The organism is Microvirga antarctica, assembly GCF_017921815.1.
GTDB classification, from domain to species: domain Bacteria; phylum Pseudomonadota; class Alphaproteobacteria; order Rhizobiales; family Beijerinckiaceae; genus Microvirga; species Microvirga antarctica.
The window spans coordinates 789952-814072 of the sequence record NZ_JAGEMM010000002.1 but is presented as its reverse complement, the minus strand read 5'-3'; the positions used below and the strand labels follow the sequence as shown (position 1 = coordinate 814072).

General features: G+C 62.2%; 17 protein-coding genes. 4 read left to right on the top strand and 13 right to left on the bottom strand.

Annotation, left to right across the window (positions count from 1 at the left end; all coding sequences use genetic code 11):
- The first annotated feature begins 57 nt into the window (after positions 1-57).
- The 3 genes from J4G32_RS10980 to J4G32_RS10970 all read left to right on the top strand — a co-directional run bounded on the left by J4G32_RS10980 (position 58) and on the right by J4G32_RS10970 (position 3683).
- Positions 58-588, top strand: a complete 531-nt coding sequence (locus tag J4G32_RS10980) for a MarR family winged helix-turn-helix transcriptional regulator (RefSeq protein WP_210490862.1) — start codon at positions 58-60, stop codon at positions 586-588.
- A gap of 68 nt (positions 589-656) precedes the next feature.
- Positions 657-1583, top strand: a complete 927-nt coding sequence (locus J4G32_RS10975) for a ribokinase (RefSeq protein ID WP_210490861.1) — start codon at positions 657-659, stop codon at positions 1581-1583.
- Between the two features lie 216 nt (positions 1584-1799).
- On the top strand, positions 1800-3683 hold the full coding sequence (locus tag J4G32_RS10970) for a calcium-binding protein (RefSeq protein ID WP_210490860.1): 1884 nt from the start codon (positions 1800-1802) through the stop codon (positions 3681-3683).
- Positions 3684-3964: 281 nt separating this feature from the next.
- On the opposite strand, the gene J4G32_RS10965 is transcribed toward J4G32_RS10970, so the two are convergent.
- The 5 genes from J4G32_RS10965 to J4G32_RS10945 form a co-directional block, all read right to left on the bottom strand.
- Complete coding sequence (locus J4G32_RS10965) at positions 3965-7264, bottom strand: autotransporter outer membrane beta-barrel domain-containing protein (RefSeq protein WP_210490859.1); 3300 nt, start codon at positions 7262-7264, stop codon at positions 3965-3967.
- A complete protein-coding gene (locus J4G32_RS10960; RefSeq protein ID WP_210490858.1) occupies positions 7261-10146 on the bottom strand; it encodes a hypothetical protein in 2886 nt (961 codons plus the stop codon). Before J4G32_RS10960 ends, J4G32_RS10965 begins: the two co-directional genes overlap by 4 nt.
- Positions 10147-10364: 218 nt before the next feature.
- A complete protein-coding gene (locus J4G32_RS10955) occupies positions 10365-11462 on the bottom strand; it encodes a DMT family transporter (RefSeq protein WP_210490857.1) in 1098 nt (365 codons plus the stop codon).
- Between the two features lie 177 nt (positions 11463-11639).
- On the bottom strand, positions 11640-12281 hold the full coding sequence (locus J4G32_RS10950; protein ID WP_210490856.1) for an SOS response-associated peptidase: 642 nt from the start codon (positions 12279-12281) through the stop codon (positions 11640-11642).
- A 118-nt stretch (positions 12282-12399) separates the two neighbouring features.
- On the bottom strand, positions 12400-13251 hold the full coding sequence (locus J4G32_RS10945; protein ID WP_246504950.1) for a transporter substrate-binding domain-containing protein: 852 nt from the start codon (positions 13249-13251) through the stop codon (positions 12400-12402).
- A gap of 209 nt (positions 13252-13460) precedes the next feature.
- Between J4G32_RS10945 and J4G32_RS10940 the strand changes: the two genes are divergently transcribed.
- Positions 13461-14384 carry a polysaccharide deacetylase family protein gene (locus J4G32_RS10940; protein ID WP_210490855.1) on the top strand — a complete coding sequence of 308 codons (924 nt, stop codon included), beginning with the start codon at positions 13461-13463 and terminating at the stop codon, positions 14382-14384.
- Positions 14385-14655: 271 nt separating this feature from the next.
- On the opposite strand, the gene mmsB is transcribed toward J4G32_RS10940, so the two are convergent.
- The 8 genes from mmsB to ytfQ all read right to left on the bottom strand — a co-directional run bounded on the left by mmsB (position 14656) and on the right by ytfQ (position 24085).
- The gene (gene mmsB / locus J4G32_RS10935) at positions 14656-15801 is read right to left on the bottom strand and encodes a multiple monosaccharide ABC transporter permease (protein ID WP_425515510.1); all 1146 of its coding nucleotides are present in this window, start codon (positions 15799-15801) and stop codon (positions 14656-14658) included.
- Positions 15802-15856: 55 nt separating this feature from the next.
- Positions 15857-17386: a multiple monosaccharide ABC transporter ATP-binding protein gene (gene mmsA / locus J4G32_RS10930; RefSeq protein ID WP_210490853.1), complete on the bottom strand. Its 1530-nt coding sequence runs from the start codon at positions 17384-17386 to the stop codon at positions 15857-15859.
- Positions 17387-17469: 83 nt separating this feature from the next.
- Positions 17470-18519: a multiple monosaccharide ABC transporter substrate-binding protein gene (chvE, locus tag J4G32_RS10925; protein ID WP_210491440.1), complete on the bottom strand. Its 1050-nt coding sequence runs from the start codon at positions 18517-18519 to the stop codon at positions 17470-17472.
- Between the two features lie 271 nt (positions 18520-18790).
- A complete protein-coding gene (locus J4G32_RS10920; protein ID WP_210490852.1) occupies positions 18791-19564 on the bottom strand; it encodes a FadR/GntR family transcriptional regulator in 774 nt (257 codons plus the stop codon).
- 18 nt (positions 19565-19582) lie between these two features.
- Complete coding sequence (yjfF, locus tag J4G32_RS10915) at positions 19583-20542, bottom strand: galactofuranose ABC transporter, permease protein YjfF (protein WP_246504949.1); 960 nt, start codon at positions 20540-20542, stop codon at positions 19583-19585.
- Positions 20539-21543 (bottom strand): galactofuranose ABC transporter, ATP-binding protein YtfT, encoded by a 1005-nt coding sequence (gene ytfT, locus J4G32_RS10910; protein WP_210490851.1) that lies wholly within the window; start codon positions 21541-21543, stop codon positions 20539-20541. Before ytfT ends, yjfF begins: the two co-directional genes overlap by 4 nt.
- Complete coding sequence (ytfR, locus tag J4G32_RS10905) at positions 21544-23052, bottom strand: galactofuranose ABC transporter, ATP-binding protein YtfR (RefSeq protein WP_210490850.1); 1509 nt, start codon at positions 23050-23052, stop codon at positions 21544-21546. It abuts the gene before it with no gap.
- A gap of 70 nt (positions 23053-23122) precedes the next feature.
- The gene (ytfQ, locus tag J4G32_RS10900; RefSeq protein ID WP_210490849.1) at positions 23123-24085 is read right to left on the bottom strand and encodes a galactofuranose ABC transporter, galactofuranose-binding protein YtfQ; all 963 of its coding nucleotides are present in this window, start codon (positions 24083-24085) and stop codon (positions 23123-23125) included.
- Positions 24086-24121 lie beyond the last annotated feature (36 nt).

The following is a 24121-nucleotide window of genomic DNA, read 5'->3' as shown; positions in this document are numbered from 1 at the left end:
CGATGACGCGCGGCCCGTGTCGCAGAAGCACGAGGCGGCCGCTCAGGGAGCTCTTGAATGTCGTCTCAGGCGGGCAAGGCGAAAGCGCAGCCCCATTCCGATCCTGCCGATCGGCCGGTCGCCATGTCGGACGCCGCAGCGTTCTACATGCAATCTGGCTACGACCTACCCGATCACGCGGCTCACCTCATCCGGCGCGCGCACCAACGCGCCACCACCTGTTTCCAGACCGTCATGTCGGACTACAATCTGACCCCGACCCAGCATGCGGCGCTGGCAACGCTGCTGAAGCATGGGGAGCTTTCGCAGAATCAGCTTGGGCGCCTCACGGCCATGGATCCGTCCACGATCAGTATGGTTGTTCGAAAGCTGATGAAGGACGGACTGGTTCAGGGCGCTCCGTCGAGCACCGATCAGCGGCTCTCGATTCTGAGCCTGACCAAGAAAGGCATTCGGTTTACGATGCCGCTTCTGGAACTCAGTCTTCAGGCCGCAGACCTGTTTCTCTCGCCGCTGACGGCGCGAGAGCGCGTGACATTCGCCCGTCTGGTCAAGAAGCTTGCCGGTTCCGAGCCCTCCGCCGACTGAGCATCGACTGCTGCTGCCAAGGCCTCCGATCCGGCGCCCTCGAGAAGATGCTCACAAGGGAGACTTCATTGCCTTTACCCGACGCTTCCGTCCTGGTGCTCGCCAGCTACATGCATGACACCAGCGTTTCGGTGAAAGACTTCCCAAAGCCTGGTGAGACAATCATGTCGCTCGGGTATGTCGAGGGGCCCGGTGGCAAGGGCAGCAACCAGGCGGTCCAGTGCGCGTTGTGCGGCGTCGCCACCGCTCTCATCGGCACCATCGGTAGTGACGACGCGGGCGCGCAGGCACTCGCCTTCTGGGCTCAGAACGGGATCGACGCCTCGGCAATAGTCCGGACGCGCGCCGCCGGAACCGGTCGCGCTGCCATTACGGTCGACGGGCGCGGGCAGAACACCATCGTCGTCAGCCCCGGCGCGAACGCTCTGACAAGCGTGGAGGACGTGGAGCGGCAGGTCCACTTGATTGAGCGATGCGCGGTCCTGGTGGCCCAACTGGAAATTCCCCGCGACACCGTCCATCGCGCCTTTGGGCTCGCACGCGTTCATGGACGGATCACCGTTCTCAACGCGGCACCAGCAGACGGTCCCCTGAGCCGCGATCTGCTCGCGCTGACAGATTATCTGATCGTCAATGAAGGCGAAGCGTGTGTGTTGGCCGAGGTGGCGGATGATCCTCTCGTGTCAGCGATGGCCCTGTCGCGTCTCGTCGCCCGCGGCGTGGTTCTCACGCGAGGAGACAACGGCGCGGTTCTCTATCGCCGCGACGAAGACCCGGTCGCGAAAGGCGCCCTGCCCGTTGTCGCGGTCGATACGACAGGCGCGGGAGACTCGCTGGTCGGCGCATTTGCGGCCCGGCTGGCTGTGACCGGAGAGGCCGTCGAAGCACTCGCCTGGGGCGTGGCGGCGGGATCGCTCGCCTGCCTGAAGAGAGGAGCCGCGAGCAGCTATGCCGCCGGACAGGATATCGTCCGCCAGGTGGTCCGGCCGGGATAGTCGACCCAATCAACCGATCCGAGTGGCACGTTCCCCAACGGCATATGCGAGCAATCTCCGCCTCTTGTCTCATGGGCGCGGCCGTTGCCTCGTGGACAGCGCCCCAGCGATAGGCCCGGCGTGCGGGCAGCTGGTGCGAAGGTTGCGGTGTTTTCGCGCGCAACCTCGTCTATAGGAGAGAATATCAATCTGCCAGCACGGCGTGAAGGTGTGACAATGCGCTATCGTGACCTCGTATCCTTCATGAAGGCCAACGCCTCAAAACCGCTGTGGCTGGCAAAAGTGATCAACGCCTGGGAGTGGGGGTCGCTCCTCCCCGGCGGATTTGGGCCGAAGCCCAGCGATGCTGAAAATGTGGTGGACGTTCTCAACGCAAGCTGCGGTTGGCGCTACATCCTCACGAAAGCTCTGTTCGACGAGATCGGAATCGAGAGTCGTGCGGTCAACTTCTACAACGTGCCGTTCCAGAGCAACCACACCACAATTGAGCTTCGGATTGAAGGACGGTGGATGCTCTTCGATCCGACGTTCGGGACCTATTTCGAGCCCGCTGGAGGCGGCAATCCCCTCTCTGCCGCGGAGGCGAGAGCCCACTGGCCCGATATCGTGGTGAAGAAATCGACCTTGACCGGTTGGCAGGGCGAGCTTCTGGACCTCAGGACCGTCAATCCAACGACCACGTATAAGACGTATAAGGATTCATTTTTCTACCAATCAGAGAAATTTGCGGGCGTCGCAGACGTCATCAGCGGCGAGGTCAACAGTCTCTATTTTGGCCCAGAATCCGCGTACAGATACGGCGAACGCCGCGTCGCCATTCCGGCTGGTGACAGGACCTGGAAGACGCACATCGATAGCTCTGATTCCTACGCCTGGAAGCGCTACGTCGACAGCTTCGACGCAAACAGAAAGCTCGACTCGCAATGGGGCGTGTTCGATCCGACGGACAGTCGCTATGGATGGTTCATCGACTGGGATCAGAATCATGAACACGACTGGGCAGTGAAGAAGTTTTATATTGGAAATGCCGGCAATGCCGTTTTCAACTATTCCGTGACGATCTACGACGACAAGAGCAAGGTTATCGTCGACTACGATACGGACCCGCAGCAGGCGGATTGGAAAGTCAAGACGACATACTTCTCCGCTTCAGGAGCGCCGGACAGAGAAGAAGGGATCTTCGACAACGGTCGCCAATGGATCATCGACTGGGACCAGGTCGGCACGGCCTCGTGGAGTTCTTATCGGGATGACATGAATCCAGCCGGTGAGGTTGAGACGACCGTCTTCATCAACGACGACGGCAGTACGACGATTGTCGACTGGGCGAAGATCAACAAGATCGTAGGAGCAGCGGGAAACGACGTTCTCAACGGAGGCGACGGACGCGATTGGCTGACAGCGCTTGCCGGCAACGATATCCTGAGCGGTGGCGCTGGCCCCGACCGGATGGAAGGCGGCATGGGAAATGACATCTACTACACGGACTCTCCCGATGACATCGTGTTCGAGAGACCGAACGGCGGAACCGACACCGTGCGAGCGTCAGACACCTACGTGCTGCCAGCGAATGTTGAGAACCTTGTTCTTCTTGCCGGCGTTTACGGCACGGGCAACCGCAGCGACAACTTCATCTTCGGCAATGCCGGCCGCAACATCATCAGCGGCGGCGCCGGGAACGATCATCTGAGTGGCGGCGGCGGCAAGGACAAGCTTGTTGGCGGCCTCGGCGACGATGTCATCGAAGGGGGGTACGGCGCCGATGTCCTGATCGGGAACGCGGGGCGCGACACTTTTGTCTGGCGCGCCGCAGGCGAGACCGGATTGGCCGCGCCGACGGCCGACGTGGTCCTGGACTTCTCGGCGCGCGATGGCGACAAGCTTCATGTGAAGTTTATGGACGCGAATAGCGCGAAATCAGGCCATCAGGCGTTTGCCTTTATCGGCAAGGGATCTTTCACCGAACCGGGGCAGATCCGTTATGTTCATGCCGCAGGCGAAACCCGCATTCTGCTGAACACGGACAGCGATCACGCTTACGAGGCGATGATCCGCCTGAAGGGCGTCGTCAAGCCGGACGCTTCGTGGTTTGTCCTCTAGAACACTTCTTCAGGAGTGCAGTCCGAACAGAGACGTCCCGCGCGATGTCAAGCAACTGCCGCGGCTTGATCTGATCTGGGGAAGGCCTGCCTCAACGGTCCGCAACGTTTGCTGTTCTAGCCTCTTGGATCCCCGCCATGACGATGGCGGTGGTGCGGCTTCGGTTCGTGCCGGTGCAGTATGCCGTGAAAGCACGCATTCCGCGGCGTGACGGCCCAATCCCTCGTCTGTTGATGACAATGGGATACTCGACGCCGATCGAGCCGTGTCCACTCGGCCATTCAGAAGGGGATCGCAAGCCGAGCGCTGACCTCTTGCGATAGATAATCCCGTCCGAAATCTGCCCGGTACTCGGCCTTGATTTCATAGCCCTTTGTGTTGAACAACTGGGCGCCGACCGTCAGGTTTCCGAGAATATCGGGGATCGCCACGTCCGCCACGAAGGGCGAAACGGCAGCGTTCGTGTCGGAGAAACGCAGCTTTACGGGTAGGCTGTCCTTTGCGAGGACCGTCATGCCTACGGAGGCGTAGGGCCGCAGCCACATGTCAGGTGCAACGTCCAGCCGCGCGCCGAATTCGATGTTCGGGCTGACAGCGACATTCCATTGTTGCGCGGAGGAAAAGGCCAGGCTCGCCCCCAGTCCCGATTCAGTGTGACCGGGAAGCGAGGTGTGGATCACGTCAAGATCCGCATACGGCTTCACGTACCAGGTTGGGAATGTGAACTCGTAGCTGGCGCGGAAGCGTCCGGCGGCCGTCATCACGGAAGAGGTTCCCTGCGACGTCCCGGTGCTGGAACCCAGGCCGAGGATCCGTTGTGTCTCGTAGCGGCCGTATCCGACGTGGCCGGAGGCGGCAAGGAGCCATGGCCCGACCTGGCGCTTGAGAGAGATGGCGAGGTCGCCCGCATTTCCCTCGGTGTTGGAGAACCCATCCGAATCCGCCAGCGAGGATTGCGTGAACCCGGCCGTCGCGCCCAGGAACCAGTCTGGAGCGATCTCTCGCTGGAGGCCTGCCCGGAGGGTGACGGAATCCCGGCGATATCCGGCCCCGTCTTCCGAACTGTTTTGATGCGTCCAGTTTCCGATCATGCGGGCCCACGCACAGCTCGTCTCTTCCATGAGGGTGCCAGTGCCGGCGAAGACAGGGCAACTCAACGCGAAATGCATCGAGTCACGCGCGGCGAGCGCCTGCATGGTCGTTGTGCTGGCCGATTCTTCCGGCGAGTATTTGTCCACGGCACTCAGGTAGTCCTGGACAGACGCGACGCGCGCGAAGTCTCCGAAGCGGCGTGCATCTGCATCCGTCATCGCCCCGGAGGTCCAGATCCGCTGCAGGTATTCCATGGCGTTGCGTTCGCTCGAGGTCGTCGACGCACCGGCCGGGACGCCGAAGCTGGCACTGGGCGTCACCGTCACCGTTTTTCCACGAACCCCCGCCTCCCACGTGAAAGGCGCGGCCGGGTTGCCCGCGCCGGTCGCGGTGCTCGAAAAATCGCTCTTGGCGGATAGGACCGTGAACGTCTCCGGCCTCAGATCCCCCACCACATGGGCCATGACGCGTCCCCCAAGGCGCGTGGCTCCCGTGATCGTGAGAAGATCGCTGCGCTCCCTGCCGGCAGGCGGCGAGGACGTAACGTCGACGACGAGCGTTCCTGTCGCCCTCTGGTCGAAATGTCCGGTCAAGGTTGAGGCGGCGATAAGTCCGGTTCCGCCGACATCGAAGGCGCCGTCGTTCAGGAAGAAGCCCATCGTCCCGACATTGACACTGCCTTTCGGGCCCGTCTGGTAGGTCCCTAGAGCGCGGTTGAAGAAGCGGTTCTCTTCGATCGCCGCAGGATTGCCGTGAACGAGATCGAGATCGCCCACGATCGTTCCGTCATTCAGGACAGTCTCCCGGCCGAACGATCCGAGGATCGCCGTTCCCGAGATCGCGCTCACACGGGAGTTTGCTTTCACGACAACCTCATTTTCGTTGTTGCCACCATCGATCCGTATCGCGGCGCCGGTTCCCGCCCCGCCGACCAGCTTGCCGTCATGGTGAAACGAGATGGCGTTCCCCTTCCGGCTCGGGTCAAGTGTCCCGTCCGTCAGTTGGACGCCGCTCTGGCCGTAGAACCCGTAAGACCCGGCCCCGCTGGCCTCGATGCTGCCGCGCGTCGACACAAAGATGCCTCCGCCCTCGCCCATTGCGCGACGACGAGACTGGCCGGAAGCTGGCGTCGTGAAGGCCTTGCCGTTGACGTCAAAGACAATACCGCCCCCGCCACCGATGCTTTGCGCCTGGATGCCATGGGCGCGGCTACCATTCGTCGTAATAGCAATAGTGCTTGACGGATCGTCCTTGTCCATCTCAAGCCGGATCCACCTGCCCGCATTGCCGCTCGTGGCCTCGTCCCGAACGAGAGGCATGTTGAAGGGCATCTTGAAAGCGCCGGTGCCGCCATACCCACCGCCTCCACCGATCGATTGCAGAAAGATCGCCGTTGCGCCCTCGCCGCTCGTCGTGATCGAGGACTTGCGCTCGAGGTTGACCTGAATGTTTCCGCCTTTGCCTCCGACTCCATTGCCGCCGCCGAGTGAAAGGCCGGCCTCCACGTAGCCGATCTTGCTCGCATCGACTCCGAATCCGCCACCGCCGCCGACTGACTGGGCAAAGATCCCGAACGCTCCTGGCCCGCGGGTGATGATCTCGCCCGAATGGGTGACGGTGACATCGCCACCATCGCCCCCACCGCCACCGCTACCGCCAAAGCCGATCGTGAGGCTCGGCATCGCCATGATGCTGGTGGATTTGTCGAGGATGCTACCGCCTTCGATCATCCCGATATTCTTCAGGAAGCCGAAAGCGGCCTCCAGAGCCTCCTTCTCGTTGGTCGACTTGGCCAGAACGGTGGGATCCGCCGGATCGACCCTGGTGACGAATGACACGCCGCCGCCGCCGCCAACGCTCTGTGCGACGAGCGCATGGGCATCGCGTCCCTGAGTGGTAATCGTGCCGCTGTTATCCACCGCGGCCCGCCCGCCGGAGGACGGTTTTCCGCCGCTTCCGCCGACCTTGATGTTGCCCGAGAGCGAGACGGTGTTTGCGCTAGTGGCGACGCCACCGATGCCACCTCCTCCGCCGACGCTTTGTGCCAGAACGCCGAACGCACCCGCTCCAGAAGTTGCAATTGTCCCGCGTTGCGCAATCTCGACTGAGCCGCCGTCACCGCCGTCGCCCCCGCTCCCGCCGATCGACAGATTGAGGTTCACCTTGTTGTTGCCGGTTGAGAGACCAGCGCCGGCGGCGCCTCCGCCCCCGCCGACGGACTGGGCAAACAGCGCCCAGCTGTTATCCGCGTGGGTAATGACCGAGCCCTCATTCCAGACGGTGACGTCGCGGCCCTTGCCGCCCTTGCCGCCTGCCCCGCCCACCGCAACGGTAAACTCGACCTCCGGAACCTTCTCGATCTTCTTGCCGGCATACTCCTTCTTCACAAGGTCCTTGAACTTCGTCAGAACGACGCCGCCGGCCAGAGTTCCCACAGATTGCCCGATGCGGCTGGCCCAGCTCTTGTCCTTGTCGGTCAGAACTTTCAAGGCCGAAAGGATATCCTTGGCCAGCGCCAGCTTCTTCTGTACAGGCGCGTTCTTGTCCAGGAACTTGTACTGCTCAACCTTCTCCTTCTTGTCCTTGTCGCCAAAAAAAAGACAAGGACCTGATCGGACTTCAGGAGCTCTTCCGTCAGCTGATGGATGAATTTTGGCGGATTGTCGTCCCACTCGACCGCGCTCTTCTTCTTGCCGCCGAAAGCGCCGCCAGATCCACCGCCGCCGCCGATGCTCTGGGCGACGATCCCGGCCGATCCGCTCCCGTGGGTTTCGATCACGGCTCCGGCGGAATTGTTGACGCTCACCGATCCGCCGGATCCGCCCCCGCCCCCTTTGCCGCCCACGTCCAGTTTACCGCTGGCAGTGCCCTGCTTGATGGCGGCAGGCGCATCGGCCTTCCCGCTGGCCTGATAGCCTCCCCCGTCGCCGCCACCGCCGCCAAGGCTTTGCGCAAAGATGCCCCGGGCATTATCACCATGCGTGAGGATGAGCCCCTCGTTGGCGGCGCTCACCGAACGGCCATCGCCGCCCTTGCCGCCTTTCCCCCCGATCTCATATTTCCCCGTCACAGAACTCGCGAGCGGAAGGGCTGATTTCGTGATCTCGCCGATCGTCTCGTTCCATGACAGACCGGAAGCGGCCGAAGCAGAGGCCGCACCGCCATCACCGCCGCCACCGCCAATGCTCTGAGCCATGATGCCGGTGGCAAAACCGCCGTGGGTTTCGATAACTCCGGAGGTGAAGGCCCCGTCCTTGTCCTTTGCGCCCTCGTTGACGACCGTCACGGCACCGCCATTGCCCCCGCCGCCGCTCGATCCACCGATTGAAACAGCGAGTCCGAAATTGAGATAGAAGCCCATGAGGTCTACTGTGGAGGCCGCCGCTCCGCTGTTGCCACCGCCCCCGCCGATGCTCATGGCCTGGATCCCATAGCCCTTTTCGCCTTTGGTCGTGACCGTGGAGAGATTGGTGACGCTGACAGACTTGCCCGAACCGCCCTCGCCGCCCGATCCCCCGACGGAGAAGCTGACCCCGAGACCCGGAGTCTCTGGCGGCGCGATCGCGAGCGCATAGGCTTTCGTATTGCCGGCCGCGCCGCCTCCGCCGCCGATGCTCTTGGCCTGGATGCCGAAGGCCTCTATGCCGGCCGTCGAAACGTCTGAGGTGTTCACCACGCTCACGTGGCCGCCATCACCGCCCTTCCCGCCGGACCCTCCCACCGCAACCGAGATCGAGGCGACGATGCCTGTGGATTGGGCGGACGCCGTGCCGCCCGCACCTCCGCCGCCACCGATGCTCTGCGCCACGATGGCAGACGAGAGCTTTCCCTCCGTCGACACGAGCGGCCGAGGGCTGCTTCCTGCGGAAAAACTGCTTCCGGGAAGAGGCGCGGGCGTGACGAAGACGTCGCCGCCGTTCCCGCCCCCACCGCCAGCGCCGCCGATCGCAACGCCGGCGAAAACATTGAAGGAATCCGAGCTTCCACCGCGCCCGCCGCCGCCGCCGATACTTTGAGCGAGGATGCCGTAGGCGCTCTCGCCGCTCGTGGTGATGGTGCCACCCTGGGCGACCGTGACCTTCGCACCGTCACCGCCCGTTCCTCCATTGCCTCCCTTGCCGATGAAGAGGCTGCTGCCGCCTGACCCACCACCGGCGCCGGATAGCGGGCCCGGCCTGATGGCGGTCACGGCAAAGGCGTTGATGGCGTTTCCGCCGCCGACACTCTGCGCAACGATGCCGTGGGCGCCGAGGCCGCGCGTGGAGATCTCGCCCTGATTGGTGACAGTGACCTCGTCGGCGCCTCCTGCCTTGCCACCGTCTCCGCCGCCAAAGAAGCCGGGTCCACCACGGCCGCCGCTGCCGCCAACCGACTGGGCAACGATGCCGAAGCTGTAGTCGCCCACCGTGGCAATCCTGCCGTCGTTCGTGCCGGTGACCTTGCCGGAGCCTCCACCCATGCCACCGGGCTGGCCGCCATCCGATAGTTGATGCTGCTCACCGCCCTGGCCGCCGATGCTCTGGAGCAGCACCGCCGGCGAGGACGGCCCTGCGACGGTAATGGTACCCCTGTTCAGAAAGGTCACGGCGCCGCCTTCGCCTCCATTGGTGACATACGGGGCGGCCCAGGTTGTGCTGTAGGAGCGCTTCGAGCCTGCGCCGCCGAGCGATTTCGCGATGATGGCCGGTGCGTTGCTTCCCTTTGTTGCAATGATTGCGTCAGAGCCCACCGTCACGGCGACGTCACCGCCCGAGCCGCCGGGAGACCGGTTTCGCAGTTCCTCGGTGATGCTGCCTTCTCGCGTGCCCGAACGTCCGCCGAGTGACTGCGCCCACACCCCCGCGTAGTTCGTCCCAACCGCGCGCGCATTCTTGTTCACCACCAGCGACACCTCGCCGCCGTCGCCGCCGCGCGGGACGGCGGTCAGGTGATTTCCGCTGGCGCCACCGCGGGAATAGACGAAGAGGAGGGAAGTCGGCGCAGCCTGATCGCCCTTGCCGTCCAGTGCGCCTTCCTGGGTGACGATGACGCGGCCACCGGAAGCGCCTGGCATTGCCGCCTCACCCCCTGTCAAGAACACCTCGCGGAAGCCCGACCCGCCTCGCCCGCCGATCGACCCGATCTCGACCGCCGTCCCATTGGCGCCACCGGCGGTGAAGGTGTTGACGATGCTCAGATTGCCCCCCGGTTTCGCCTTTGTGGCTGCCTTGCTTCTGAACCATGTCAGTTGTTCCGCATCCTTGCCGTTCTCTCCCACGCTCACCGAACGGCTGACGCTTTCAGCACGAGCGGGTGCGCCGCCGATCATGGGCAGGATGAATGGCGAAACGCAGACCCCGCACAGCAGGTTCTGCATGGTTCGCCGCGTCACGGGGCGCGACCGCGCGACTACGCAAGAGAAAATAAGCATCACGACCCCGGAGACGAGCACGAATTTGCAATAGGTTTTTAAACCAACTTTCCGCTTAGGAAAGTGCACATGTGCAACACATCTTTCCCTACGTCATACGGCGGGCTGTAAAGATCGACGACGGGATCAGAGCGGAGAAGCGAGGGAGCTCGTGCTGCCAGCCATCGGCTCTCTCAAGGCTAAGACGCGTCACCTCGCGCGGCCTCAGAGGTGTCACCATGGCTGTGGCGATGATGAAGATCCGGGTAGTGCGGATGCTTGTGCCGCAAGGGTTCATGCCTGTGCATGTGAGAATGCGGCTCGGTTACCCGACCAGCTTGATGATGCTGATGATGATCGTCGTGAACATGGCTGTGATCGTGTTCGAGATCCTGATGGACATGCTCATGATCGTGACTCTCTGTCAGATGCAGCCAAAGCCCCAAGGCCATTAGGAGGCCGGCCAGTCCAAATTGCAGGGTCAATTCCTCACGGAACATGGCAAGCGCCAGCCCCGAACCAATGAATGGAGCCAGGGAGAAATACGCGCCCGTCCGTGCCGTGCCCAAGTGGCGCAACCCGAGCATGAACATGACGAGGCTGACCCCAATGCCGAGGAAGCCGACCAAAGCCCCCATGCCAATCAGACTGGCGCCGGGCAGGACAGCACCGAGGCCGAGAGCGAGGGCGCAGTTCGTCACTCCGGCAACAACACCTTTCACCATAGCGATCTGGACGGGGTCGGCTGACGCGAGCTTGCGCGTCAGATTGTTGTCGATACCCCAGCATAAGCACGCCGCAGCAATGAGAACCCCGCCCGTATCAAGGCTGAACGCCTGACCGTTCCACGACAGCAGCACGGCACCGCTTAGTATAGCGGCTGCTCCCAGCAGCAGCCGCCGGTCGACATTTTCGCGGAATACAATCCACGCGATTGCCATCGTGGCAAGCCCCTCAAGATTGAGCAGCAGAGATCCCGAGGCCGCGGACGTCTGCGATAGGCCCAGCATCAGGAGCAACGGCCCGAGCACGCCGCCAAAGAGAATGACAGCGGCGAGCCAAAGAAGGTCACGCCTCTGGAGAGGGGCCTCGATACTGGCCAGACCGAGCCTCGGACGTCCCCAATGGACGACGGCGAGACCCGCACCCGCCCCGAGGTAAAGAATGCCCGCCAGCAACCATGGGTCAATGGGCCCAATCAGCAGTTTCGAAAAGGGCGCAGAAGCGCCAAATAGGACGGCCGAGCCAAGCGCGAGCGGGACGCCGGGCCAGAGATGGGAATGGTTGCTGTTGGTCATGCGAAAGCCCTCGTGCAAAGCCCCATATCGCGAGTCAATGCCGACGCTGAAGAGTGACGAGGCCGTCGCGCGATATCTCCGCCATGCTGGGGAACACCGCCATCGGCCGGCCGGGAAATGCTAGACGGCAGAGCGCCGGCCAGCATAGGGCAGGCCCCACAGCCGAATGAGTGGGGACTACGGGTCCTCACGACTTCCGCGCGCGACGACCGCCAGTGCGCCATCATGAAGGGGGCGCTGAAGCCTCAGAGCGTCCTCGACAGGACCGGTCAGCCATGTCTCGAACGCATCCTGCGTGGTCAGAACTGCCGGCATGGCCTTCGGGTGAATGGCCCCGACTTCGGCATTCGGCTCCGTCGTGAGAAAGCTGAAAAGACGATGCTCGCCCTCAACGGGTGCGGCCTTCGTCCCGCGGGTCCCTGTCCAGGGACGCCAGATCCCCGCAAAGGCCGCGAGCGGTCTATCGTCCGAAAGGGCGAACCATGTAGGCGTCTTCCTCGGCTTGGTGTCCTCGTATTCGCAGAAGGATGTGAACGGGACGAGGCAACGGAACTCGGCCTTCAGCCATCCTCGCCAGTACGGGCTCTGTGTATTGCGCACATTGGTGACGGGCACCTTTGAAAGGTTCGGCGGCCCTGGGAAACCCCAGCGCATCATCTCGAGCTGCCGTTCCCCATCGCGCGCATTGCTGATCACCGGCGCCATCTGATCGGGGAAGATGGCGGGCAGCGAGGGCAGATTTCCGCCGAGATCGCGCGTTACCCGAAACAGTTCGCGGATCGCCTGCTGGCCCTTGGTCAAAGAATAGAGATTGCACATGGGGCGTGCCGATCGTGACGGGGCCTCTGATGATCGTGCTCAACACGCGTACCGCTGAGATTCGGCAACGCTGGCCGCGGCGGGATCCCCGAAGAGTCCGCCGCGGCTGGTGGCAATGTTACGATTTGGGGCTCACGTCGAATTTGAACCACTTCTCCGAGAGCGTCTTCATCGTGCCGTCGGCAATCATCGATGTGAGGGCCGGATCGAGCTTTGCCTTGAGATCCTCCTCGCCCTTGCGAATGCCGAGGCAGGTATCGGTCGCCATGATACCGCCGACGAGGAGAGGACCGGCCATCACGACCTCTTCGTTGCCCGGACGGGTCACCGCGTCCCGCAGATAGACAATGTTGTCGAAGACGGCATCGACCCGGCCGGCCAGCAGATCGAGCGTATGCTGTTCAGACGACTTGTAGGTCTTCACGGTGACATCGCCCTTGAAGGTCTCCTCGACGAATTGCTGCTGGCTCGTCGATAGCGGCACGCCGATCGTCTTTCCCTTGAGCGCCGTTTGAATCTGCTCGAGCACAGGCTGCCATGCAGCCTTGTCGTTGGTGGACATGGCCTCGCCGGTCTTGGGGAGTTTTGCGAGCGGCGAGGACTTGAGAACACCGAACGTGTTGGATGTCCGCGCGTAGGGAACTGTGAAGTCCATGACCTCGCGGCGCTTTGGATTGGGGCCCATCGTCAGGACAGCGTCAAACTTCTTCGCCAACAGAGCCGGCACCTGGCTGTCCCAATCCTGAGCAACAATGTCGCATTTGAGATTCGCGCGTTTGCACATCTCATTGGCGACGTCGATGTCGTAGCCGACAACCTTCCCGTCGGACGACGTAGCGTTGTAGGGCGGGAACGCGCCCTCCACGCCGATGGTGATCTGGGTCCATTCCTTCGCCTGGAGCGGCTGCGCAAAGGCAGCGGCAACCGCGAAAACCGAAGCGGCGCAAAGCACGAATTTCTGCATCTTCATTACGTTTCTCTCACTGATCTCATGTTCTGTTCGACTTGGCGAGGGCGACCCTGTTCTTGTCGAACGAGCCGGCTCTGGCGACGCTCAAACTAGCGGCCCGGTTGCGCGGTGCAAGTCAAAAGCCTACCTGCGCAGGTGCAAGCATCAGCCCATGCTGGCATGCTCGACGAAGACCATAAGGCGTGACTGCGCCGCAGGAGGAAACAACGATGAGCACTGATACCGACATCGAAGGCGAGCCGTATGAGTGGCCGGAATCCAAATGGCGTGAGATCGTCGGACGCGCGCGCGCCGGACGCGATCTGACACCTGCGGCGTGGCCGGACGGCGCGCGTTGCGCAGTCGCACTCTCGTTCGATGCCGACCACGATACGATCCCGCTCCGAGACGGGCTGAAAAGCCCGATGCTGATCAGCCAGGGACATTACGGTTCTCGACGGGGCGTTCCGAGGATCCGAGCCATTCTCGAGAGAGAACAGATTGCAGCGACGTTTTTCTATCCGGCGGTCTCCGCCATGCTCTATCCCGACGAGGTTCGTGGCGTCGTCCATGATGGACATGAGATCGGGATCCATTCCTGGATTCACGAACGCAACAATCTCCTCCCATATAAGGTCGAGCGAGAGTTGAGTTATCGTGCGGCCGAAAAGCTGGCGGAAATTTCGGGGCGTGACCCGGTGGGAATGCGGACGGCCAGCTGGGACTTCTCGCCGAATACACTCGAGATCATTCGCGAGATGGGCCTGCTCTACGATTCCAGCCTCATGGCCGACGACGAGCCATACGAGTTGCTTTTAAACGACCAGCCGACCGGTATCGTCGAACTTCCCCCCGAGTGGATCAGGGACGACGCCGCCTATCTGGTTATGGATCGTTTCTCGGCCCTGCGCCCCTATACTGCGCCCTCAGCAGTGGAGGAGATCTTCACAGCTGAATTCGACGAGGCGTGGGAAGAAGGCGGGTTGTTCCTGCTGACCATGCACCCCGATGTCATCGGCCATCGCAGCCGCATCGGCATCCTGCGACGTCTCATTGCCCACATGAAGGCGCGCGGCGGGTGCTGGTTCGCCACGCATGCCCACGTGGCGCAGTGGTGCAAGGACAAGGGCGGGATTCTGTCGCCGGCACCGTGAAGAAGCCTATCGCGAGCGGGTGCGACCGCCCTCGGGTCAGGCGCTTCGCCTGACCCGAGTTTAGGGCTGTTCATCTCCCCGGGAGGTGAAGGTGTGAAAGCTCCGTCTGCGGACTGGCCACTCAATCCTCATCAGTCGAACCCGGCCGGACTTGCGGAATGTTCGAATAGACGACATTCCCAATTGAACAGGTACGGCCTTTCGTGTTTCGGACACTCATGTGGCAGTCGCGGCGCGGCATTGGGCGGACGCTCACGTGCTTGAGCGTCGATCACTTCTTTCGGTTATAGACGTCGAGGGAGACGGCGGCGAGCAGCACGAGGCCCTTGATGACCTGCTGGTAATCGATGCCAATTCCCAAAATTGACATCCCGTTATTCATCACGCCCATCACGAAGGCGCCGATTACGGCACCCGTCACCTTGCCGACGCCGCCAGTGGCGGAGGCGCCGCCGATGAAGACCGCGGCAATCACGTCGAGCTCGAAGCCGAGACCGGCCTTTGGCGTCGCGGTGTTGAGGCGTGCAGCAAAGATCAGGCCGGCAAGGCCCGCGAGCACGCCCATATTGACGAAAGTGAGGAAGGTCAGTCGCTCGGTCTTGATGCCCGAGAGCTTGGCTGCCTTCTCGTTGCCGCCCAGGGCATAGATGCGCCGGCCGATGGTGGTGCGATTGGTGACAAAAGCATAGAGGGCGATCAGCACCGCCATGATGACGAGGACGTTCGGCAGGCCGCGATAGGTCGCAAGCAGATAGCAGAACCCGATGACAAGAAAAGCGAGCAGGACGTTCTTGAACGCAAACAGGCCGAATGGCACTGTCTCGACCGCGTGCTTGATCTGATTGGCGCGGCTGCGCAAGCTGAAATAGATCATGACCGCGATGCTTGCGACGCCCAGAAACAAAGCGGTGACGTTGAAGCCCTGGCCGCCGAACACGTCCGGAAGAAAGCCGGAGCTGAGGCGTTGGAATCCGACCGGGAAGGGACCGACCGACATGCCGCCCAGGAGGGCCAGCGTCAGGCCCTTGAAGACGAGCATGCCCGCGAGAGTGACGATGAAGGACGGAACCTTGAAGTAGGCCACCCAATAGCCCTGCGCCGCGCCGATCAGGCCGCCGGCGATCAGGCAGGCGATGGTTGTCGTGACCGGATCGAAGCCCCATCGCACCATCATCATGGCGGCCAAGCCGCCGAGGAAGCCGACGATGGAGCCGACAGAAAGGTCGATATGCCCGGCCACGATCACGAGCAGCATGCCGAGCGCCATGATGACGATGTAACTGTTCTGCAGCACGAGGTTCGTGAGATTGAGCGGCCGCAGCAGCGTGCCATCCGTCACAACCTGGAAGAACAGCATGATAAAGAGCAACGACAGCAGCATGCCGTAATCGCGGAAATGGGTCTTTACGAATTCCATCCGCGACGTCTTGTGCCGGGGCGCCTCAATCTCGTCGGCGGTTCTGGTGTCCATCTCAGCGTCTCCCCGACTTTACGATGGCGTGCATGATTTTTTCCTGGGATGCCTCGGCGCTGTCGAGTTCGGCAATCATTGCGCCTTCGTTCATGACGTAGATCCGGTCGCACATGCCGAGCAGTTCGGGCATCTCCGAGGAGATCATGAGAACACCCTTGCCAGCGTCGGCCAGCCTGTTGATGATCATATAGATCTCGTATTTCGCGCCCACATCGATGCCGCGGGTGGGCTCGTCAAGGATCAGGATCTCGGGGTCGGCGAAGAGCCACTTGCTCAGCACCACCTTCTGCTGGTTTCCACCGGAAAGGTTGACGGTCTCCTGGAAGACGCTCGGGCTGCGGATGCGCATTTTGGCGCGGTAATCATTGGCGACCGCCAGTTCCTGCATCTCGTCGATGACGAAATTCTTGGAGACGCCCTCGAGATGAGCGAGCGTGACATTCTTGCGGATGTCCTCACCCAGAACGAGGCCATAAGTCTTCCTGTCCTCGGTGGCATAGGCGATCCCGTTGGCGACGGCCTTTTCCACCGTGCTGACATCGATCTCCTTGCCGCCCAGGCCTACCCGGCCTGAGATCTTCTGCCCATAGCTGCGGCCGAAAAGGCTCATGGCGAACTCGGTCCGCCCTGCCCCCATCAGTCCGGCGATTCCGACGATCTCGCCGCGCCGGATGTGGAGGTTGACGTTCTTGACCACCTGCACATGCTTGTGGAGCGGGTGATAGGCCGACCAGTTCTCGACCTTGAAAATGGTCTCGCCGATCTTCGGCTCCCGCGTCGGATAGCGCTCGTCCATGGTGCGGCCCACCATGCCGCGAATGATATGGTCCTCGCTCACCTCTTGCGTCCGGCAGTCGAGCGTCTCGACTGCGCCGCCGTCGCGAAGGACCGTGATGGAATCGGCAACCTTCGAGATCTCGTTGAGCTTGTGCGAAATCAGGATCGAGGAGATGCCCTGCTCCTTGAAACGGAGCAGCAGGTTCAGGAGCGCGTCGCTGTCCTGCTCGTTGAGGCTCGCCGTGGGCTCGTCGAGGATCAGAAGCTTTACCTTCTTTGAGAGCGCCTTGGCGATTTCCACGAGCTGCTGCTTGCCGACGCCGAGATTGGTGACCAGCACGTCGGGCGCTTCGTTCAGGCCGACGAGCTTCAAGAGTTCCTTCGTCCGCATGAATGTGAGGGACCGGTCGATAACGCCGAATGTGGCCTGCTCGTTACCGAGGAAGATGTTCTCGGCGATCGACAGGAGCGGCACGAGAGCGAGCTCCTGATGGATGATGATGATGCCGAGCTTCTCGCTGTCGGCGATGCCCGAGAAACGCCGCTCCTGGCCCTCGTAGTGGATCTCGCCCGAATAGGAGCCGTGCGGGTACACGCCGCTCAGAACCTTCATCAGCGTCGATTTGCCGGCGCCGTTCTCGCCCACCAGCGCATGAATCTCGCCGTCCTTGACCGCGATGTTGACGTTGTCCAGCGCCTTCACGCCAGGGAACGTCTTGGTGATCCCACGCATCTCAAGGATCGCGTTCATCGCATGACCTCGGGCAACGAACCTTCAGGAATCGAGCGAGGACCCCGCGCGGGCGCGCAGGGTCCAGTGTACGTCAAAACCAGTTACTTGAACTGGCTTTCCTTGTAATAGCCGCTGCCGATCAGAACGTCCTTCCAGTTGGACGCATCGACGCTGACCGGCTTCAGGAGATAGGACGGGACAACCTTCATGCCGTTCTCGTAAGTCTTGGTGTCATTGACTTCTGGCTGCTTGTTGGAGAGCACGGAGTCGACCATGTTGGCAGCCACCTTGGCGAGTTCGCGGGTATCCTTGAACACGGTCGCGGTCTGCTCTTTGGCGAGGATCGACTTGACCGATTGCACTTCCGCATCCTGTCCGGTGATCACCGGCATCGGCTGCTGCGGCGTGCCGTAGCCGACCCCCTTGAGAGAGGAGATGATGCCGATGCTCAGGCCATCGTAAGGCGACAGAACCGCATCGACGCGCTTGTCGGGATAGAAGGCGGAGAGCAGGTTATCCATGCGGGCCTGCGCGACGGCACCGTCCCAACGCAGGGTCGAGACCTTGTCCATGCCGGTCTGGCCGCTCACCACCTTGAGCTTCCCGCTCTTGATGTAAGGATCGAGCACCGACATGGCGCCGTTATAGAAGAAATAGGCGTTGTTGTCGTCAGGCGAACCACCGAACAGTTCGACGTTGAACGGACCCTTGCCCTCCTTGAGCCCCAGCGCCTTCTCGATATAGCCGCCCTGGAGCACGCCGACCTGGAAGTTGTCGAACGTGGCGTAGTAGTCGACGTTCTTGGAGTTGCGGATCAGGCGATCATAGGCAATCACCTTGATGCCTTTGTCGGCCGCCTGCTGCAGCGCGTCGGAAAGCGTGGTGCCATCGATGGCCGCGATTACCAGCACCTTCGAGCCCTTGGTGATCATGTTCTCAATCTGCGAGAGCTGGTTCGGAATGTCGTCTTCCGCATATTGCAGATCGACGGCGTAGCCCTTCTCTTTGAGCACCTTGACCATGTTGTTGCCGTCGTCGATCCAACGCGCGGACGACTTCGTCGGCATGGCCACGCCGACGGTCCCCTTATCCTGCGCGTGAGCAGCGCCAAGGATGCTGGAGGCTCCAAGGGCCACGGCTGCCAGTGTCATCGTGAATGTCTTCAAGGTCGTTCTCCCTATCGTCCATGCCCGGAACGTCGACAGCGCGCCCGGTGCAACGTCAGTCTTCTTCACTCTGGACCCAGGTGAGCATGCGGTTGCCAGTAGAGCCGGCGCCCGCTCCTCACCCATCACGGCGGAGCGACTTCTGGAGTAGCCCCGCCTTCGGTCAGCCGAGTGTTAGACCTGTGAGCTGACCCAATAAATCATACTATAATACTAATCGCCAGAAGACGTCACGGCGATCCCGGGGCCGTCTCGCTTACGCGACACCCGAGAAGGCATGGATCTGGACCGTCGTGAGGGCGCTTTCCCCATGCTTGATCTGTATCCGTTCCGCGGCCTGAAGGATGAGGGCCGACATGGCCTCGCTGGCCGCGACCGGATTGCGCTGCGCGATTCCATCGAGCACCGCCTGATGCTGCCGCATCACCGCTTTGAAGCGCGCGTCGCTGGAAACCGGCGAGCTGATTGTGAACGAGGTCGCCAGCGCCGCACCGATCATGGAACCGATCGATTGCAGGAAGGGATTGGCGGATGCCTCCAGAATGGCCTGGTGGAAGGCGAGGTCCGCCTTGGTGAAGCCCTGTCGGCTCGTCTCGCACAGATACATGGCCTCCAGCGCCCGCTGCATCTCCTCGAGCTGGTCCGGCGTGCGGCGCATGGCGGCGGTGGCACAAGCAAGGGGCTCCAGCATCTGCCGGATCTCGAACAGCCATCCCAGGAAGCGGGCGTCGACGCCCATCTCCAGATGCCAGTCCAGAATGTCGGCGTCGAACATGTTCCAGTTGTTGCGGTCGAGAACCTTCGTGCCGACCTTGGTCTTGGATTCGATCAGGCCCTTTGCCGCGAGAGTCTTCAGGGCTTCGCGCAGGGATGTGCGCGAAACGCCGTACAGCTCCATCAGATCCGCGTCTCCCGGCAGAATGCTGCCGATGGGAAAGCGTCCCTGCATGATGTTCTGGCCGATCCCGCGTGCGACGAGATCATGGGCCGATCGCGCGCGTACAGGCCTCCGCAAACCGTTCAGCAACATCAAATCTCCTCTTCCAGACTACCGCGTTCGCAGGGAAGCCGCCGACAGGCCCCGCTGCAGCACAATGAATGCGAACAGCAATGCGCCGATGGCGATTTTCGTCCACCAGGAACTCAAGGTCCCCTCGAACGTGATGTAGGTCTGGATCAAACCCTGAATGAGCACGCCAACCAGCGTGCCGATGATCGTTCCGTAACCGCCCGTCAGCAGCGTGCCACCGATGACGACCGCCGCGATGGTGTCGAGCTCGACCCCGGTGGCAGCAAGGGAATAGCCTGCGGAGGTGTAAAAAGAAAAGACGATTCCGGCCACGCCCGCCAGGAAGCTCGACAGCAGGTAGATGCGGATGGTGGTCTTGGCCACTGGAACGCCCATCAGTTCCGCCGAGGTCCGGTTGCCGCCCAGCGCATAGACATTCGCGCCAAATCGCGTGAAATGCGCCAGGACGATGCCGGCGGCGAAGGTCAGCAGCATGACGATGGCGATGAAGGTCAGGCGCCCCCCGCCCGGCAGGGCAAAGGCGATATCCGTGATCAGGCCATAGGCGGGCGCGTTGATCGGGATCGAATCCGTGGTCAGAACGAAGCACAGGCCACGCGCCAGGAACATGCCTGCCAATGTGACGATGAAGGCCGGGATCTGGAAAGTGTGGATCACGAAGCCCATGCCGGCGCCGAATAGCGACGCGATACCCAAGACAAGAATGAAGGCCAGATAAGGATTGAGCCCATACTTCTCGATGCTGACGGCCAGGAAAACGCTCGTGAAGGCGATGACCGAGCCGACCGAAAGATCGATGCCGCCGGAGAGAATGACGAAGGTCATGCCGACGGCGACAATTCCGATGAAGGCGTTGTCGGTCAAAAGATTGCCGATCACGCGGGTCGAAGCGAAGCTCGGGAACTGCGCCAGACAGATCAGGTAGCCGACGATGAAGACAGCCAGCGTGATGAGGACGGGAAGGTGACGCCGGATCATGCTCTTGCCTTCAACACGGCGCTGACGGCCGACAGGACGGGCGATTGGGCGAGAAGCACGGCGAGAACCACGATCGCCTTCACGATGAGGTTGTATTCCGGCGGATAGCCGCTCAGCAGGATGCCGGTGTTCATCGCCTGGATGATGAGGGCTCCGACGACGGCAAGCCCGAGATGGAATCGTCCTCCGAAGAGGGACGTTCCGCCGATCACCACGGCGAGGATCGCATCCAGTTCGAGCCACAGGCCGGCGTTGTTGGCGTCCGCCCCACGGATGTCGGCCGTCACGATGAGGCCCGCAATCGCCGCGCACAGGCCGCACCACATATAGACTGCGATGGTCACGACTTTGGTGCCGATGCCCGCATAGGCGGTTGAACGCACATTGGCACCGATGGACTCGATGAAAAGCCCTAATGCCGTGTAGCGGACGATGGCATGCGTGATGACGAGCATCACGATGGCGATCAGCACCGGAACGGGCAGCATGAGGAAGGAACCGCTGCCGATGGCCGCAAAACTGTCGCTGGTGAAGGTGATGATCTGGCCTTCGGTGATCAGCTGCGCGAAGCCGCGTCCCGCCACCATCAGGATCAGGGTGGCAACGAAGGGCTGGATCTCGAGCACCGCCACGAGAACGCCGTTCCAAAGGCCGCAGGCAAGGCCGATGCCGGCAGCGGCGGCGAGTGCCACGGGCAACGGATAGCCCTGTGCTGTCAGCGTCGCGGCCATCGCGCCTGCTATCGCCATGACGGCACCGACCGAAAGATCGATGCCGCGCGTCGCGATGACAAGGGTCATCCCTAAGGCGAGGATGGCCAACGGCGCACCGCGATTCAGCACATCGATGAGACTGCCGAAGAGGCGTCCGTCCTGCAGACGCAAGGCAAAGAAGTCGCGGAAGACGAGCCAGTTGACGAAGAAGACGAGAACCAGCGCAGCAAGCTGCGGAAGCCCCTTGGGAAGAGCGCGGGACGATCTGGCCTGGATCATGCCGCTCATTCAATGGCCCGCAATGGTTGTCATGATGGTGTCGGCGCTCACATCCGAGCCGGAGAGTTCGCGCACGTGCCGCCGGTCGCGCAGGACCACGACACGGTCGCTGTAGGAGGCGATCTCCTCCAGCTCCGACGAGATGACGAGAAGGGCGAGCCCTTCCTCGCACAGGCGCTCGATCACGCGAATGATCTCCGCATGCGCCCCCACGTCGATGCCGCGCGTCGGCTCGTCCAGGATGAGGAAACGTGGCTCGGTGGCAAGCCAGCGCGCCAGCAACGCCTTCTGCTGATTGCCGCCGGAAAGGAGGCCGATGGGCTTTTCCGCATCCGGCGTGCGGATGTCGAGAAGCTTGATGAAACGGTCGGCGATTTCTTCCTGCTTGCGCCGCGGGATCAGCCGCAGCCAGCCGCGTTGCGCCTGGAGCGCGAGAATGATGTTCTCGCGAACGGACAATTCCGCCACGATGCCTTCTGTCTTGCGATCCTCCGGCGTGAACCCGAACCGCAGCCGCGCCCCATCCCGCGGCGTGGCGATGCGCACCGGCTTGCCGTCGACGAAGGCCTGCCCGCTATCGGCGCGTTCGATGCCGAAAACCAGTTTCGCCGTTTCCGTGCGGCCGGACCCGAGAAGGCCCGCAAGACCCACCACCTCGCCGGGGCGAACCTCCAGATCGAACGGCTCCATGAGACGGCGCTTGCCGTAATCCTTGAACGTGACGAGCGGTTCGCCCGTGACCGTTTTACGCTGGTTGCGATGCAGTGCTTCGGCAGCCAGCTCCCGCCCCAGCATCATCGAGACGAGCGCGATACGCGGCAGTTCCGCGATCGGGCGCGAGCCTACAAGACGTCCATTGCGCAACACGGTGATCCGGTCGCAGATCGCATACACCTGATCGAGAAAATGCGTGACGAACAGGATGCCGATACCCCGGCTCCTGAGATCCCGCAGGATCCCGAAAAGAGTTTCGACCTCCTGCGCGTCGAGGCTCGCCGTCGGCTCGTCGAGGATCAGCACCTTGGCCGAGAGATCCACCGCACGGGCGATGGCGACGATCTGCTGGACGGCGACCGAATAGGTGCCCAGCGGATTGGCGACGTCGATGTCGAGGCCGTAGCCGGCCAGGAGCTTTTCCGAGAGGCGGCGCATCTCACCCGTGCGCACGAGGCCGAAGCGATGCGGCTGACGGCCGATGAAGAGGTTCTCCGCCACCGACAGATTGGGCAGAAGATTGACCTCCTGATAGACGGTCCCGATGCCGAGCGCGAGCGCATCCGCTGGATCGCGCGCCGCGATGTCATCCCCGTCGAGGCGGATGGTGCCGGCATCGCGCTTGAAGACGCCGGTGAGCACCTTGATCAACGTGGATTTACCGGCCCCGTTCTCACCCAGCAGGCCGTGAATCTCCCCCGCATGCAGCGTGAAGTCCACGTGGTGAAGCGCCTGCACGCCCGGGAAACCCTTCGTGAGATCTCGGATCTCGAGAAGCTGGGGCTGTTCCGTCACTGATGGCATCCCATCCTTGCCGTTCCACAGGCGAGACAGCAGGCGATTGTCCGCCTGCCGCTCCGGCGATTTGCGGATCTTAGTAGAGGTCCTTGCGCCGGTCGTATTCGGCCTTTGCCGTCGCGGGCAGGAAGACCTTCGACTCCGTCTGGATCCACTTCTTCGGCACCGTACCGTTCTTTTTGAACGCGATGAGCGCGTCGAAAGCCGGCCCGCTCATGTTCGGCGTCAGCTCGACCGTGACGTTGGCTTCGCCGTCGGCCATGGCTTTGAAGATATCCGGAACGCCGTCGATGGAGACGATCTTGATGTCTGTGCCGGGCTTCAGGCCGGCTTCCTTGATGGCTTGGATGGCGCCGATCGCCATGTCGTCGTTATGCGCGTAGACGGCGCAGATATTCTTGCCGCCGCCCTCCGCCTTGATGAAGCTTTCCATGACTTCCTTCCCCTTGGTGCGGGTGAAGTCGCCGGATTGCGTGCGGATGATCTTCATGCCGGGATGGGCGGCAACGACCTGATCGAAACCCTTCTTGCGGTTGATCGCGGGGCTCGAGCCGACAGTCCCCTGCAGCTCGACAACGTTGCACTTGCCGCCGGTTTCCTTGGCGAGCCACTCGCCGGCCACCTTGCCCTCATAGACCGTGTCCGACGTGACGGCAGTGAGGTAGAGCGACGGGTCTTTCGTGTCGATGGAGCGGTCGAGCAGCACGACCGGGATCTTGGCATCCTTGGCCTCTTTGAGAACCGCATCCCAGCCCGTCGAGACGACCGGGGCGATGAAGATCGCATCGACGCCCTGGGCAATGAAGGAGCGCACCGCGCGGATCTGGTTTTCCTGCTTCTGCTGCGCATCGGAGATCTTCAGGTCGATGCCACGCTTGTCGGCTTCGATCTTCGAGACCTTCGTCTCAGCCGCCCGCCAGCCGGATTCCGAACCGACCTGCGAGAATCCGACGGTCATTTTTGCTTGGGCATAGGCGGCGCCTGAGGACAGCATGAGGGCAGTCATGCCGATCGTCGTCAGAAGATGACGGGCTTTCATGAGTTTCTCCCTGAAATTGTCGTTGCTCTTCGACTT